This window comes from Bacteroides sp. K03 (genome assembly GCF_019734355.1).
GTDB lineage: Bacteria > Bacteroidota > Bacteroidia > Bacteroidales > Bacteroidaceae > Bacteroides > Bacteroides nordii.
On sequence record NZ_JAASHC010000010.1, the window covers coordinates 69294 to 85667 of the forward strand.

9 protein-coding genes and 1 riboswitch are annotated in these 16374 nt (G+C 43.6%); all 9 genes read left to right on the top strand.

Translation table 11 applies throughout. From position 1 onward, the window contains the following. The first annotated feature begins 93 nt into the window (after positions 1-93). The 9 genes from HCG69_RS09475 (at position 94) to HCG69_RS09515 (ending at position 16360) form a co-directional block, all read left to right on the top strand. A complete protein-coding gene (locus HCG69_RS09475; protein WP_221649840.1) occupies positions 94-1104 on the top strand; it encodes a LacI family DNA-binding transcriptional regulator in 1011 nt (336 codons plus the stop codon). Positions 1105-1285: 181 nt separating this feature from the next. After that, the gene (locus HCG69_RS09480; RefSeq protein ID WP_221649841.1) at positions 1286-2599 is read left to right on the top strand and encodes an SLC45 family MFS transporter; all 1314 of its coding nucleotides are present in this window, start codon (positions 1286-1288) and stop codon (positions 2597-2599) included. 152 nt (positions 2600-2751) lie between these two features. After that, positions 2752-5058 carry a family 65 glycosyl hydrolase domain-containing protein gene (locus tag HCG69_RS09485; RefSeq protein ID WP_221649842.1) on the top strand — a complete coding sequence of 769 codons (2307 nt, stop codon included), beginning with the start codon at positions 2752-2754 and terminating at the stop codon, positions 5056-5058. Positions 5059-5186: 128 nt separating this feature from the next. Continuing rightward, positions 5187-6245, top strand: coding sequence for an efflux RND transporter periplasmic adaptor subunit (locus HCG69_RS09490; protein WP_221649843.1), 1059 nt, complete (start codon positions 5187-5189; stop codon positions 6243-6245). Positions 6246-6393: 148 nt separating this feature from the next. Next, positions 6394-9426 (top strand): efflux RND transporter permease subunit, encoded by a 3033-nt coding sequence (locus HCG69_RS09495; protein ID WP_221649844.1) that lies wholly within the window; start codon positions 6394-6396, stop codon positions 9424-9426. 89 nt (positions 9427-9515) lie between these two features. After that, a complete protein-coding gene (locus tag HCG69_RS09500) occupies positions 9516-10787 on the top strand; it encodes a TolC family protein (RefSeq protein WP_221649845.1) in 1272 nt (423 codons plus the stop codon). Between the two features lie 707 nt (positions 10788-11494). Further along, positions 11495-11708, top strand: a riboswitch (cobalamin riboswitch). 145 nt (positions 11709-11853) lie between these two features. Beyond that, complete coding sequence (locus tag HCG69_RS09505; RefSeq protein WP_221649846.1) at positions 11854-13863, top strand: TonB-dependent receptor; 2010 nt, start codon at positions 11854-11856, stop codon at positions 13861-13863. A gap of 8 nt (positions 13864-13871) precedes the next feature. Further along, positions 13872-15017 carry a YncE family protein gene (locus HCG69_RS09510; protein WP_221649847.1) on the top strand — a complete coding sequence of 382 codons (1146 nt, stop codon included), beginning with the start codon at positions 13872-13874 and terminating at the stop codon, positions 15015-15017. Positions 15018-15073: 56 nt separating this feature from the next. Next, positions 15074-16360, top strand: coding sequence for a PKD-like domain-containing protein (locus HCG69_RS09515; RefSeq protein WP_221649848.1), 1287 nt, complete (start codon positions 15074-15076; stop codon positions 16358-16360). Positions 16361-16374: the final 14 nt, after the last annotated feature.

A 16374-nucleotide genomic window follows, 5' to 3' on the forward strand; every position in this document is an offset into this window, starting at 1 on the left:
ACGGAAGATTCTTTAAAATTCTTCCTTCCAATTCTCCTATTTTTGCATATAAAGACAAAGATAAGTACCTTTGGCTGAAACTAATAGAAATCTATGAGCAAACCGCAAATTACCATCAAAGACATAGCCCGTGAATTGGGAGTATCCCCTTCCACTGTCTCAAGGGCACTGAAGGATAATCCGGACATCAGCCAGGAAACCCGAAACGCTGTACATGCGTATGCACGCGAGCATAATTATAAACCAAATGCATTGGCACTGAACTTACGGACCAGCCGCTCCAATACCATTGGTGTAATTATTCCGCAACTGGTGCATCATTTCTTTTCATGTGTATTGAGTGGCATCGAGGAAACAGCATCTCAGGCAGGATACAACATACTTGTAGCACAAAGCAATGAGAAATATGAACAAGAGGTAAAGATTGTCCACTCCTTTCTGGCAGCCCGGGTTTGTGGTGTTATCGCATCACTCGCCAAAGATACTTCTCAATATGATCATTACCAGGAATTACTCGATAATAATATTCCAATCGTTTTTTATGACCGGATCTGTACGGGTATTAATACCGAACGGGTGGTAGTGGATGATTACGCAGGTTCGTTTTCTGCTGTGGAGTATATGATACAAACAGGCTGCAAACGCATCTTTTTTTATAGTGCTGCACCACACCTCGAAATTTCAAAAAACCGGAGAAACGGTTATCTGGATGCCATGAAAAAGTATAAGATACCTGTGGACGAAAGCATGATAAAACTTTGTGATACCCGCGAACAAGCCATTGCCATTACCCCCGATATACTGGAAAGAGAAGACCGCCCGGATGGTTTTTTCGCCATTAACGACGAAACAGCTTCGGGCATTCTATACTCCTGCAAACTGGTGGGACTGAAAGTACCGGATGAAGTATCCATCTGTGGATTTACCGACGGAGCAATTGCACAAAGTACCGATCCTAAACTAACAACGGTAGAACAGCACGGTGAGGAAGTAGGAAAAAGTGCCATACATATCCTGATCGATAAAATAGAAGAGAACCCTAACGCTAAAAGTGCAAACAAAATTGTAAGAACCAACCTGGTAGTAAGAGGAACAACGAAATAATATGCCAATTAAAGAATGTGCCAATATGCCAATTAAAGAATGCGGCAATTTAATAATGTGGCAATGCGCTAATAGAAAGAGAATGAAAAAAGAATGAAACTAAATAATTAACCAATTAAAAAAAGAGTGCCGCCCAATTGGTATATTACCACATTGGCATATTGGCACATTATTAATTACCATGAAAGTAAAACCTGATCTGAGTTTTTGGAAGCTGTGGAATATCAGCTTTGGCTTTTTCGGCGTACAAATAGCCTATGCACTGCAAAGTGCCAACATCAGCCGTATCTTTGCCACATTGGGTGCCGATCCGCATAGTTTGAGTTATTTCTGGATATTGCCGCCATTGGCAGGAATTATTGTACAGCCCATCATTGGTTCGGCCAGTGACAAAACATGGACACGATTCGGACGACGTATTCCCTATCTGTTTGTTGGTTCACTGGTTGCTGTATTGGTTATGTGCCTATTGCCCAATGCCGGAAGTTTTGGGATGGTAGTCAGTACAGCTATGATATTCGGACTTGTGTCACTCATGTTTCTCGACACATCTATCAACATGGCTATGCAGCCTTTCAAGATGCTTGTGGGTGACATGGTGAACGAAAAACAAAAGGGGCTTGCCTACTCCATCCAAAGTTTCCTCTGCAATGCCGGAAGTCTGGTAGGTTACCTGTTCCCGTTTATTTTCACCTGGATAGGTATCAGTAACATTGCCGATAAAGGAACCGTCCCCGATTCTGTAATCTATTCTTTCTATATTGGAGCAGCCATTCTCATCCTTTGTGTGATTTACACTACTTTGAAGGTAAAAGAAATGCCGCCCAAAGAGTTTGAAGAGTTCCATGGCATCACCGCTGCCGAAAAGAAAGAAAAAACAAATTTCTTCTATCTGCTGAAACATGCCCCTAAAGTGTTTTGGACAGTTGGCCTGGTACAGTTTTTCTGCTGGGCAGCATTTATGTATATGTGGACTTATACCAACGGAGCCATCGCAGAAACCGTATGGAATACAACAGACGTGCAGGCTTCAGGATATCAGGAAGCAGGCAACTGGGTGGGTGTACTCTTTGCCGTACAAGCCATTGGCTCAGTTATATGGGCAGTTATCCTCCCTATGTTCAAAGCCCGGAAACTGGCTTACTCAATGAGCCTTGTGTTAGGTGGGATCGGCTTTATCTCTACTTTGTTCTTCGATAACCAGTATTTGTTATTCATCTCCTATCTATTGATAGGTTGCGCATGGGCAGCTATGCTGGCAATGCCTTTTACTATCCTGACCAACTCAATATCGGGCAAGAACATGGGTGCATACTTAGGATTATTCAATGGGACAATCTGTGTACCGCAGATTGTTGCTGCCATCATTGGCGGCGGATTGCTTCATCTGGTAGGTGGCCAGCAGGTCAACATGCTTGTATTGGCAGGTGTTCTATTAATTATAGGTGCTGTTTGTGTACACTTCATAACAGAGACATTTTCAACAAAAAGCTGAAAACATCTCTGTTGTAGTTGAAAGTTAAGAGTTGAAAGTTAAAAGTTGCTATACAGCGTGGTAGCGCAGCTAACTTTCAACTCTCAACTTTCAACTCTCAACTATTTTCACTATCTTTCTGCGCAATTAAACACATGATAAAGAAGATAGCTATGAAAAAATTCCTCAAGACAGACGAGTGGAACATTATAGAAGAAGGTTTTCATGCAGATAACCTGCGGGCATCAGAAAGTATATTCAGCCTGGGCAACGGACGGTTAGGGCAACGGGGCAATTTTGAAGAAACTTATAGCAGTGACAGTCTGCAAGGCTCCTATGTGGCAGGTATCAGTTTTCTGGACCGTACACGCGTCGGTTGGTGGAAAAACGGATATCCCCACTTCTTTTCACGTATACCGAATGCTCCCAACTGGAGTGGTATCCATCTGCGCCTCATTGATGAAGAAGTAGACCTGGCCCAATGGGATGTGGATAGCTTTGAACGACGGCTGGACATGAAAAAGGGCATATCTTATCGCGACTTTGAAGTCACTTCCCCCAAAGGGAATACGCTGAAAATACATGTGGAACATATCAACAGCATGGCCCATCAGAACCTGTGTCTCATTAAATACAGCGTAACCTCTGTCAATTACGAAGGTAAAATCTCCGTTGTCCCTTACATTAACGGAGATGTGAAACACGAAAACTCCAACTTCAACGAAAAGATGTGGAATATACTGCGTGCCGAAACCACCAATGAATATGCTTATCTATGGACACAAACCAAACGAGAGGACTCACAAGTGTGTTGCGCTATGACTTATCAGTTTTTCAAAAACAGTAAAGAGCTAAACATCAGTCCTATCAAAATAGAGAAAGAGAAACTCACCGGATTCAGTGCCGGTGCCGACGTCAAACCGGGTGAACGAATTACACTTATCAAATATACCACTATCCTCTCCTCACTCTACTATGACCGGCAGGAACTTGTAGAACATGCTGTGGCAGAGAGTAAAGAAGCCAAGGCACAGGGATGGGAAAAACTCCTGCAGGACCACCAGAATGTATGGCAGCATATCTGGGACGAGACCGATGTCACCATTGAAGGCGATCCGGAAGCACAGCAAGGCATCCGGTTCAATATTTTCCAGCTCAGCCAAAGCTATCGTGGAGACGATCCGCGTCTCAACATCGGTCCGAAAGGATTTACAGGGGAGAAATACGGAGGCAACACCCAATGGAACACAGAACTTTGCTGCGTACCGTTCTTTTTACTGTCCAGTCCGAAAGAGACTGCCAAGAATCTGCTGCTCTATCGCTATAATCAACTGCCGAAAGCTATTGACAATGCCCGGAAATTAGGCTTTAAAGACGGAGCAGCCCTCTACCCTATGGTGACATTCAATGGAGATGAGTGCCATAACGAATGGGAGATCACCTTTGAAGAGATACATCGCAATAATATCATCGTGCACGAAATAGTGCAATATGTAACGATGACGGGACATACTGATTTCATAGCCCGATATGGGTTGGAGATGATGATAGCCATCTCGCGCTTCTGGGGCCAGCGCGTCTCTTTCTCACAACCTAAACAGAAATATGTGATACTGGGAGTAACAGGGCCCAACGAATATGAAAATAATGTAGACAATAACTGGTATACCAATTACTCTTGTGTACAAACACTAAAAGCCACTATTGAAACCATAGAATTAGTAACCCATCAATATCCGGAAGAATATGCACGCATCCGCAGAGTTACCGGTTTCCAATATCCGGAAACGACTCTCTGGCAAAAAATTATAGATAACATGTACCTCCCCGAGGACCGGGAACTGGGAATATTTGTGCAAAACGACGGTTATCTGGACAAGGAACTGAAAACAATAGACGACATCCCTACAGAAGAACTTCCCATTAATCAACATTGGTCGTGGGACCGTATTCTGCGTTCGTGCTACATCAAACAAAGCGATGTACTATTGGGGCTTTACCTTTATTATTCCAACTTCGATGATGAAACCGTGCGACGTAATTTTCGGTTCTACGAACCACGAACGGTACACGAGTCTTCACTCTCTCCTTATGTACATTCCATCCTCGCCTCCCGAATAGGCGACATAACAAAAGCATATAACCTTTTTCTCCATGCCACCCGATTAGATCTGGACGATTATAACAATGAACTGGACCAGGGGTTACATATCACAAGTATGGCAGGTAGCTGGCTTGCCATCGTTCATGGGTTTGCAGGAATGCAAATAAAAGACGACATGCTCTGCTTCAATCCTGTCATCCCTGAAAAATGGAATAAATACACCTTCAAAATCCACTTCCGCCAATGTACTCTACAGATAGAGATAGGAAAAGAGGAAATAAAAATCTCGATGATAGAAGGGGATGAACTGAACATCCTTATCCATAAAGTTGTTTATCATGTCACCAGAGGAGATGTGAAAGTGATTAGTGAGTAGTGGTTAACGATTAGTGATCAGTGATTAATAGCTGCGCTACATACCGCATGGTACTAATCACTCATCACTTACTCACTAATCACTACTCACGCTCCCCTGTTTAAACGACTTTAACCAACCAAGGGAGTATGAAAAAAAACTATGTAATCGCTTTGACTGCGGCCCTTCTTCTGGCTGCATGCGGACAGAAACAAGAAGACAACGGCACTACAATCCGGCCTGTAAAGACAGCAATAGTAGAATCACGATCGGAAATCAACAAAGATTTTTCGGGAATTGTAGAAGCAGTAGACTATGTAAAGCTTGCTTTCCGCGTGAGCGGACAGATTATCAACCTACCGGTCATCGAAGGAGAGAAAGTGAAAAAAGGACAGCTGATAGCTGCCATTGATCCCAGAGACATCGCCTTGCAATATGCTGCAGACAAATCTTCTTATGAAACAGCTGCCGCTCAGGTAGAACGTAACAAACGTTTGCTGGCACGGCAGGCTATCTCTGTACAAGAGTACGAAATCAGTTTATCAAACTACCAACGGGCCAAATCAGCTTTCGAATTATCCTCCAACAATATGCGCGATACCAAGTTGACCGCTCCTTTCGATGGATCTATCGAAACACGACTGGTAGAAAATTACCAGCGCGTCAATGCCGGTGAAGGTATCGTCCAACTGGTAAATACCAAAAAGCTACGTATCAAATTCACCATTCCAGATGCTTACCTCTATCTGTTGCGTTCCAGCGATCAGAAATTCCGCGTAGAATTCGATACATATAAAGGACAGAAATTCAATGCTAAATTAGAGGAATATCTGGATATATCAACTGACGGAACAGGTATTCCTGTGACAATCACGATTGACGATCCGGCATTTAACCGTGCACTGTACGACGTAAAACCGGGATTCACGTGTAGCATCCGCTTCTCTGCCAATGTAGGTCCGTTCCTGGAAGAAAGTATGACTGTAATCCCTCTGAGCGCCCTGTTTAGTGAAGGTAATGGAAAACAGATGTATGTATGGGTAGTAAACGACAACAAAGTAAACCGTCGCGAAGTAAGCGTCATGTCTCCTACCGGAGATGCACAGGCATTCATCACCAAAGGGCTGAAAGCCGGAGAAAAGATAATCACCGCAGGAGTTAACCAGCTCGTAGAGGGAGAGAAGATTAGAGTAGTGATTAGTGAGTAGTGATTAGTGATTAGTGCCATGCGGCATTATAGTCTTACTAACCATCCAGCACTTATCACTCACTAATCGTTAATCACTAATCACTACTCACTAATCACTAATCGTTAATCACTACTCACTAATCACTAATTTACTAAACACTACTTTCATGAATTTAGCCAAATATTCATTAGACAACACCAAAGTCATCTATTTTTTCCTTGCCGTATTGCTACTTGGAGGTATTTTCTCCTTTAGCAATTTGGGAAAGAAAGAAGATGCACCGTTTGTCATCAAATCAGCCGTCATCATGACGCGCTATCCGGGAGCTGAACCTGCAGAAGTGGAACGGCTCATCACAGAACCTATCTCACGCGAAATACAAAGTATGAGCGGAGTATATAAGATAAAGTCCGAATCTATGTATGGTCTTTCAAAGATCACTTTTGAACTGCAACCCTCCCTGTCCGCCTCTTCCATCCCACAAAAATGGGACGAACTGAGACGCAAAGTACTCAATATACAGCCTCAACTTCCCAGCGGATCATCCGTACCTACTGTATCGGATGACTTTGGAGACGTATTCGGCATTTACTACGGGCTGACCGCCGATGACGGGTTCAGCTATGAAGAGATGCGCGACTGGGCCGAACGAATCAAAACGCAGGTAGTCACTGCTGATGGAGTAATGAAAGTTGCTCTGTTCGGTGTACAAACGGAAGTTGTCAATATCTTCATTTCCGTAAACAAGCTGGTGGGAATGGGTATCGATCCCAAACAACTTGCATCCTTACTGCAATCACAAAACCAGATTATCAATACTGGAGAAATCAGTGCCGGTGAACAGCAACTACGGGTTGTAGCAAACGGAATGTACACCACCGTCGACGATATACGCAATCAGGTGATCACCACTAAAGCCGGACAAGTAAAACTGGGTGATATTGCCGTCATCGAAAGTGGATATATGGATCCGGCCTCTACCATTATGCGCGTCAATGGAAAACGCGCTATCGGTATCGGTGTATCTACCGACCCGCAGCGTGATGTGGTACAAACAGGCGAAATGGTAGATGCCAAGCTTGCCGAACTCCTGCCACTCATACCTGTAGGAATGCAACTGGAGCCACTCTATCTGGAAAATGTGATCGCCAAAGAGGCCAACAACGGATTTATTATCAACCTGGTAGAATCTATCCTTATCGTTATCGTCATCATCATGCTGGTAATGGGGCTTCGTGCCGGACTACTTATCGGTTCATCACTGATCTTTTCTATCGGCGGTACAATGCTTATCATGTCTTTCCTGGGAGTAGGACTAAACCGTACTTCATTAGCAGGATTTATCATAGCCATGGGTATGCTGGTAGACAATGCCATTGTAGTAACTGACAATGCCCAAATAGCTATTGCACGAGGTATGGACCGGCGCAAAGCACTGATTAACGGGGCTACCGGACCACAATGGGGGCTATTAGGCGCTACGTTCATCGCCGTCTGTTCTTTCTTACCTTTGTATCTGGCACCTTCCGCCGTTGCAGAAATCGTGAAACCGTTGTTTGTGGTTCTTGCCATATCACTCGGACTCAGTTGGGTATTGGCACTGACACAAACCACTACATTCGGTAATTTCATTTTAAAAGCAAAGCCTGCCAACGGAGCAAAAGATCCGTACGATAAGCCGTTCTATCACAAATTTGCTTCTATCCTGCATGTGCTGATACGAAAAAAAGCATTGACACTAAGTGCAGTAATTGCTCTTTTCGTAATCTCCTTAGTGATAATGGGAATGATGCCTCAAAACTTCTTCCCATCTCTTGATAAACCTTATTACCGGGCAGACGTCTTCTACCCCGATGGTTACAGTATCAATGAAGTAGCCCAAGAGATGAAAACGGTTGAAGCACACCTGTTGGCACAACCGGAAGTAGACAAAGTATCCATCACCTTCGGTAGTACCCCGCTGCGTTACTACCTGGCATCTACTTCTGTAGGACCCAAACCTAACTTCTGTAATATACTGGTAGAACTTAAAGACAGCAAATACACCAAAGAGCAGGAAGAGAATTTCGATGCATACATGAAGGCAAACTATCCGAATGCCATCACCCGCACCAGCCTCTTCAAACTATCACCGCCTGTGGATGCCGCCATTGAAATTGGTTTTATCGGCAACAATGTCGATACGTTGGTAATGCTCACCAATAAAGCGCTGGAAATAATGCACCGTAACCCCGATCTGATCAATATACGTAACTCCTGGGGGAATAAGATTCCGGTATGGAAACCGATATATAGCCAGGAACGTGCCCAACCACTCGGTGTATCCCGCCAGGGAATGGCACAAAGTATCCAGATCGGGACGAACGGCATGCCCTTAGGCGAATACCGCAAAGGTGATCAGGTACTCCCTATTTTACTAAAAGGAAATACCGTGGATTCATTCAAAATCAATGATCTCCGCACGTTACCCGTATTCGGTACAGGCACAGAAACCACCAGTCTCGAACAGGTAGTATCGGAGTTTGATTTCCAATATCGCTTCTCGAATGTAAAAGACTACAATCGCCAGATGGTGATGATGGCACAGTGTGATCCACGTCGCGGAGTGAATGCCATTACTGCCTTCAACCAGGTATGGTCTCAAGTGCAAAAGGAAATACAAGTACCGGAAGGATATACCATGAAGTATTTTGGTGAACAAGAGAGTCAGGTAGAATCCAACGAAGCACTGGCAGCAAACATGCCGTTGACATTTTTCTTAATGTTTACCGTATTACTGCTGCTGTTTAAAACCTATCGCAAACCGATTGTTATTCTGCTGATGTTGCCGCTCATCTTTATCGGCATTGTATTGGGTTTACTCGTATTGGGCAAATCGTTCGACTTCTTTGCCGTTCTTGGTCTGTTAGGGTTGATTGGTATGAATATCAAAAATGCAATTGTACTGGTAGATCAGATAGACATTGAAACCCGTTCGGGTAAAACCCCACTTGATGCTGTAGTTAGTGCAACTGTTAGCCGTATTGTTCCGGTAGCAATGGCCTCGGGAACCACTATTCTGGGTATGCTCCCACTATTGTTTGACGCTATGTTTGGCGGTATGGCAGCAACCATTATGGGTGGCTTACTGGTAGCATCGGCACTGACATTGTTTGTACTTCCGGTAGCTTATTGTACGATACTAAAAATTAAAGGATAAGATTGGTGAAATAGGATTAACTTTGTACTCGCAAAGTTACCGGACGCACATAGTGCATCATCATCGCTAAAACGATTAAAATAATGACAATGAAAACTCAGATAATACTATTCGCATGGTTGTGCTCCGGATTGAACCTCCTGGCACAACCGGCACAACTCACCCGCGAAGCCTATCGTAACCGGGTAGAGAACTACAGTCAGGTGTTAAAACAACAGAAACTGAAAAGTATGGCAAGTACCGAAGGACGCAAAATTGCCTTCACCGGATTCCTACCGCAGATAGATATTACTGGAGAAGGTACATTGAATCTCAAAGAAATGGATGCCTGGGATGGTCCTGCCGGACAATATCGTAATTATACCTATCAGGGGGCGTTTGTTGTTGCTCAGCCTCTCTATGCCGGTGGTTCCCTGCAAGCCCAAAACAAGGTGGCCCAGGCAGACGAGAAACTGGACCGGCTCAGTACGGAACTCACCCTCGATCAGATCCATTATCAAAGTGATGCAGTATACTGGAATGCTTCTGCCGCCCATGCCATGCTCCTGTCCGCCAAACAATATGAGGACATTGTGCAGCAACAATTCAATATTATTCAAGACCGTTTTGACGACGGAATGATAAGCCGTACAGATCTGCTGATGATTTCTACCCGCAAAAAAGAAGCGGAACTGCAATACATCAAAGCACGCCAGAACTATACGTTGGCTTTACAAAAACTGAATATACTGATGGGAGAAAGTCCCAATACTCCCGTAGACAGTCTGTATGAAATTGGGATACCGTGCGAAGCGGTTACACTCCTTAGCCTGGACGATGTACTGCAACGCCGTGCCGACTATGCCAGTACGGAAATCAACATAGAAAAAAGCGAAGCACAACGAAAGGCTGCCCTTAGTCAGTACAACCCGCAAGTAAACCTATTTCTATCCGGAGGATGGGCTACTGCATCTCCCAACATGGGCTATGATGTTGCTTTCACTCCGATCTTGGGATTAAACGTAAACATTCCTGTTTTCCGTTGGGGGGCACGCTTCAAAACGAACCGTCAGCAGAAAGCCTATATTGGTATCCAGAAGTTACAGCAAAGTTATGTGACAGATAATATCAGCGAAGAACTCTCAGCCGCTCTTACCAAACTAACGGAAACGGAACATCAAGTGACTACTGCACAAGAAACAATGGATTTGGCAGAAGAAAATCTCAGTCTGGCCACCTTCTCTTATAATGAAGGGAAAGCGAGTATGGTAGATGTACTTTCGGCCCAGCTTTCATGGACGCAGGCACACTCAAATCTTATTAATGCACACCTTGCCGCTAAAATGGCAGTAGCCGAATACCAGAAGGTGACAAGCTATTAAAATGCTTCCTGCACGGTGAGTACGCCGGGTGATGGCTAATTGTAACGCAGATAAAAAAATTCTGTGCAAGTTCGATTCATTTCTGTATGGTTTTGAATGTATTTCACCACAGAGTAACACGGAGTTCCACAGAGTTTAAATCTTTATTGAAACGCGGATTAACACATATAAACACAGATTAAAAGACTGTATTTCTTTATCTTATATTTGTTTCCCTTTGCGAAAATCTGTGTTAATCCGCGTTTCAATAAAGATTTAAACTCTGTGTTACTCTGTGGTGGGTTTTACTCATTTCCGATCTATTTTGAACTTAATGGTGTTTGTCATTGTCATCAGTCTCTTTCTCCGGTATTGACAAAGCCCCCTCTCGTAGAGTAACGTATAAAGCCTCGGTGTGTAACGTTGTTTTAGATGTACATGTAAAGCGGTACGACATGTACATGTGGGACAGCACGACATGTGCATCTCATGCTGCTTTACATGTACATGTAAAACAATACTGCTCACCGGGGAAAGGAACGTTCCTTTCCGAGAAAGACAAAGTACAATACCGGGCAAGGGTAACAATGCCGTCTATGGGCACTTCCGCCATCGAAAAGACAGGGCCATCATCTTCGTTACTGTACGGTTTTAAATATATCTCAAGTCCTGCCCTCAGAACAAACAAATATTTCCTCCCTTCCCTTTCATTTTTACCCAATTAATTTCTAACTTTGCCCCGCATTGGTTCATCTTCTCCATGCATTCGGAGAAGATGATTAAAAGGGAATCAGGTGAGAATCCTGAACAGTCCCGTTGCTGTATGTTTCATTCAAACGTAGTAAACACATACTTCATGCCACTGAAAGACTTCAAGTCGATTGGGAAGGCGTTTACTTACGGAAACGAGTCAGAAGACCTGCCATGCATATTTACTCAATAGCTTTCGAGGACAAGCTGTGAGGACGGAAACGTTGTAGCTCTTTGACAAAGAGTGGCTACAACTTCTCTATCATCATACATATTTGGACCTTTTTACAGCTATTTGATAATAACAATGAATAATAATTATCAAATTAGTTAACGCATGGGAAATAAGGCGAAGTGGATTACTGTCACTTTTCTGTTATTGACTACTTTAGTATATGCTCAACGCAACAAAGTAGATACATTGCATACTTATTGGATAGATGAGGTGACAGTCACCTCATCCAAAAAGTTGTCGAAAGAAATTATCCCCGTACAAATTATGGAAGGGGCGCAGCTGGAAAAGCTAAGCGTCCATTCCGTAGCAGATGCCATACGTTACTTTTCGGGCATACAAATTAAAGACTTCGGCGGTATCGGTGGATTGAAAACAGTTAATATACGCAGCATGGGAACTAACCACGTGGGAGTATTCTATGACGGTATCGAATTGGGCAATGCACAAAACGGACAGGTTGACCTCGGACGGTTCTCACTCGATAATATGGAAGCTGTTTCCATCTACAACGGACAGCGTAGTGCTATCTTCCAATCAGCTAAAGATTTTGGCTCATCAGGCTCCATTTACATGCAAAGCCGTACCCCTAAGTTTGAAGATTCCAAACGTTATAATATACGAGGCAGCTTCAAAACCGGGTCTTTTGGTGTTGTCAATCCGTCGATGCTTTGGGAACAGAATATCAACGACCGCCTTTCCAGTTCATTCAGTACCGAATACATGTTTACCACCGGACATTATAAATACCGCTACAAAACTACGGGAGGATATGATACCACGGCCGTACGCAAGAATGGAAATGTGAATTCTATCCGTATAGAAGGTGGGCTATATGGAAAAATAACCAATGGAGAGTGGAAAAGTAAAGCCTACTTTTATAAATCAGAACGAGGACTCCCCGGAGCAATGGTTCGTAACAAACTGTTTCACGAAGACCAGCAATGGGATACGAATTTGTTTGTGCAGTCGTCCGTCAGAAAACATTTTTCAGATAAATACAGTCTGTTGATAAACGGAAAGTATGCGTATGACTATCTGCACTACCTTGCCGACACGAAGAAAGACACTACAATGATGTATATTGAAAACCACTACCGGCAGCAAGAAGTTTACTTCTCAGCTGCCAACCTCTACTCATTCAATAAACACTGGAGTGTATCTATGGCATTGGATTATCAGTGGAACAAACTGAATGCCGATTTATATAAATTCCCCTATCCCACCCGCCATACCACACTGGTATCGGTGGCAAGTGCACTCGACTTTGAACAATTCAAGCTGCAAGCCAGTGTACTGGGAACATTCGTCGTAGATCATGTACGCATAGATACGATGTCTATGGAGAACAAAAAGCAGATTACCCCTACTTTGGCGGCTTCTTACAAACCGTTTCGTAAAGTAAACTTCCACCTGCGCGGTTTCTACAAGAATATTTTCCGTATGCCTACTCTAAACGATTTATACTATACATTTATCGGCAATATCAAGTTGAAGCCGGAATTTACTACCCAGTATAACCTGGGATTCACCTATGCACCTGTCATCAAAGGGAAATGGCTAAAAAACATTGAGATACAAACAGATGCCTATTACAACGAAGTAGAAAATAAAATTGTAGCAATGCCCACCTCCAACCAGTTCCGTTGGACGATGAAGAATCTTGGGATGGTAGAAATACGGGGAGTAGACGTAGCCATACAAAGCGACTGGAAACTACCAAAGGAAATATCCATTGATGCCCGGCTCACTTACACTTACCAGAAAGCACAAGACTTTACCGACATTAAAGACGATTATTACGGTGACCAGATACCCTACATCCCTTGGCATAGCGGTTCACTGATTATAAATGCTAACTGGCGTGAGTGGGATCTCAACTACAGTTTCATATATACGGGAGAACGGTATGACATGCGTGCCAATATTCCGGAAAATTATGTACCGGAATGGTATACAAACGACCTGTCATTATCCCGTACTTTCAAGATAAAGAATCTGAACTACCGACTGACCGCAGAGGTTAATAACCTCTTCAATCAGCAGTTTGAAGTAGTAAAGAGCTACCCCATGCCGGGAACTAATTATAAATTTATTCTTACTATTCATATATAGACAAACAGATGAAAAAGCTATCGTTCATTACCCTCTTACTCACCGGTTGCCTTCTGATCTTTTCGTGCACAGGCGACGATGAAGTACTTGTACATTCTACCGGAACACAAGTACAGCCCCCTACTCATCCGGAATTTATTACAGGTTTCTATCTACTGAATGAAGGAAACATGGGAAGTAATAAATGTACCCTGGACTTCTTTGACTATACCACCGGATATTACCATAAAAACATCTATGCCGAGACCAATCCGTCTGTTGTGATGGAGTTGGGAGATGTAGGCAATGATATTCAGATTTACGGTGATAAACTGTATGCCGTTATCAACTGCTCGCACTTCATTGAAGTAATGGATAAAAACAATGCCCGCCATCTGGGCACTATTGATATCCCCAACTGCCGTTACATAACCTTTCATGAGGGATACGCCTATGTCAGCTCCTATGCCGGCCCCGTACAGATAGATCCCAATGCCCGCCTGGGATACGTAGCCAAAGTAGACACAGCCACTCTCCAAATAGTAAGCCAATGCCTTGTAGGATATCAGCCGGAAGAGATGGTGATTACAGGCAATAAACTCTATGTAGCCAATTCCGGTGGTTACCGCTTTCCTAATTATGACCGCACCGTTTCGGTCATCGACCTGAATACTTTCACCGAGCTTTACAAAATAGATGTTGCCATCAATCTGCACCGGCTCAAAGCAGACCGTTATGGCTACCTCTATGTAAGTTCACGGGGTGACTATTACACCATCCCGTCCGACCTCTATGTAATAGACAGCCGTACAGATAAAGTAGTAGAGAAGCTGGGTATTGCAGCATCCGAGCTATGTATTGATGATGATAATCTCTATCTCTACAGCACCGAATACAGCTATGTCAGCCAGCAGGAATGGGAGATTACCTATGCCCTGATCGATACCCGCACCCGAAAGGTTGTTACCCGGAACTTTATCACAGACGGAACAGAAAAATCAATAAAGAAACCTTATGGTATAGCCGTTAATCCGGAGACGAAAGAGTTTTTTGTAACAGATGCCAAAGACTATGTATCTCCGGGTACACTCTATTGCTTCACCCCGGAAGGAAAGAAGAAATGGTCAGTGACCACAGGTGATATTCCTGCACACTTTGTGTTTGTGCATAAATAATAAGCACAGCATCATCTATGATATAAAAGTTCAACAATTATTAAACATCTATTTATATGATCCACTTCAAATTACATTCTTATCTGACAGCAAGCCTCTTTTCCGGTTGCTGCCTATGGTTTGCTGCGTGCTCAGAAACCCCCGACCCTCCTGTCGAAATAACCGATCCTATCGAAGTACCCTCCGATGATGGCAAGATCGTTATCGAAATTCCTGCCGGAGGACTTCAGATCCCCCGCTGTAAAATACTCTCCATCGCTCCTGTTCTGACAGGAGAAGAAACCTACGAAATGCAATGGAGCATAGGAGATTCCGTCATCTCTTCTCAAAAAGAACTGGAATTTATAGCACTCAATCCGGGACAGTATTCTATCACATTGCAAGCTACAAACAGCGAACAAAAAAAGAGTACACTGGACTTTACTGTCACCGTAAAGCAGGAAGAGAAAAACTACTCCCCCTATATCACTTCCATACCGGAATATAAGCCGGCACCGGGACAGTTCGTCAACGAGCTTCCCAAATACGAAGAAGGAGATACTCAAAGGGCTATCAACCAAAAAGTACTCGAAGCCATCGGATACAATACCCGTGGAATGATTACTTTGGGCGGTTATGGCGGTTATGTAATCTGTGGCTTCGATCACACCATTGTAAATGTACCGGGTCAGTATGATCTCAAAATTCTTGGTAATGCTTTTCATGCTAATGCTAACCCTAACCCGGAAGCACCGGAAGAAGGCGGAAGCTGTGAGCCGGGTATTGTCATGGTGGCATACGACCGCAATAAAAACGGCATTGCCGATGACGATGAATGGTATGAACTGGCAGGAAGTGAATATACCAAAGAAACCACTCTCAAAAATTATCAGATTACCTATTATCGTCCGGACGAATATCACGAACCGGTAGAAGCACCCGAAGACGAACAATCCTGGAATACAGATGCGGAATATATCGCATGGCAAGATAACCGGAATACGCAGGGCTTTATGCCTAAAAACATATACCACCGGCAGGATTATTATCCGAAATGGCTGGAAGAAGATGAACTCTCTTTCAAAGGTACACTGCTGCCCAATAATGCAAAAGACGAAAGCAGTGAAGGTAAGTACTGGGTGCTTTACGCTTATCCATGGGGATATGCCGATAACGGACTTAATGTAGATGAAACCTCCAACTTCAACATCGAATGGGCTGTAGATGCCGAAGGCAATCCGGTACATCTGCCAGGTATTGATTTTGTGAAGATTTATACCGGAGTCAACCAATACTGTGGCTGGCTGGGAGAAACATCTACCGAAGTAATGGGAATTAATGACTTACATCTATTAAATAACTAATCATTCAAAACAAT

What these genes read in the sequence shown, in the direction of transcription:
- HCG69_RS09475 (WP_221649840.1), top strand. Translation starts at nt 94, where the DNA reads ATGAGCAAACCGCAAATTACCATCAAAGACATAGCCCGTGAATTGGGA.
- HCG69_RS09480 (WP_221649841.1), top strand. Translation starts at nt 1,286, where the DNA reads ATGAAAGTAAAACCTGATCTGAGTTTTTGGAAGCTGTGGAATATCAGC.
- HCG69_RS09485 (WP_221649842.1), top strand. Translation starts at nt 2,752, where the DNA reads ATGAAAAAATTCCTCAAGACAGACGAGTGGAACATTATAGAAGAAGGT.
- HCG69_RS09490 (WP_221649843.1), top strand. Translation starts at nt 5,187, where the DNA reads ATGAAAAAAAACTATGTAATCGCTTTGACTGCGGCCCTTCTTCTGGCT.
- HCG69_RS09495 (WP_221649844.1), top strand. Translation starts at nt 6,394, where the DNA reads ATGAATTTAGCCAAATATTCATTAGACAACACCAAAGTCATCTATTTT.
- HCG69_RS09500 (WP_221649845.1), top strand. Translation starts at nt 9,516, where the DNA reads ATGAAAACTCAGATAATACTATTCGCATGGTTGTGCTCCGGATTGAAC.
- HCG69_RS09505 (WP_221649846.1), top strand. Translation starts at nt 11,854, where the DNA reads ATGGGAAATAAGGCGAAGTGGATTACTGTCACTTTTCTGTTATTGACT.
- HCG69_RS09510 (WP_221649847.1), top strand. Translation starts at nt 13,872, where the DNA reads ATGAAAAAGCTATCGTTCATTACCCTCTTACTCACCGGTTGCCTTCTG.
- HCG69_RS09515 (WP_221649848.1), top strand. Translation starts at nt 15,074, where the DNA reads ATGATCCACTTCAAATTACATTCTTATCTGACAGCAAGCCTCTTTTCC.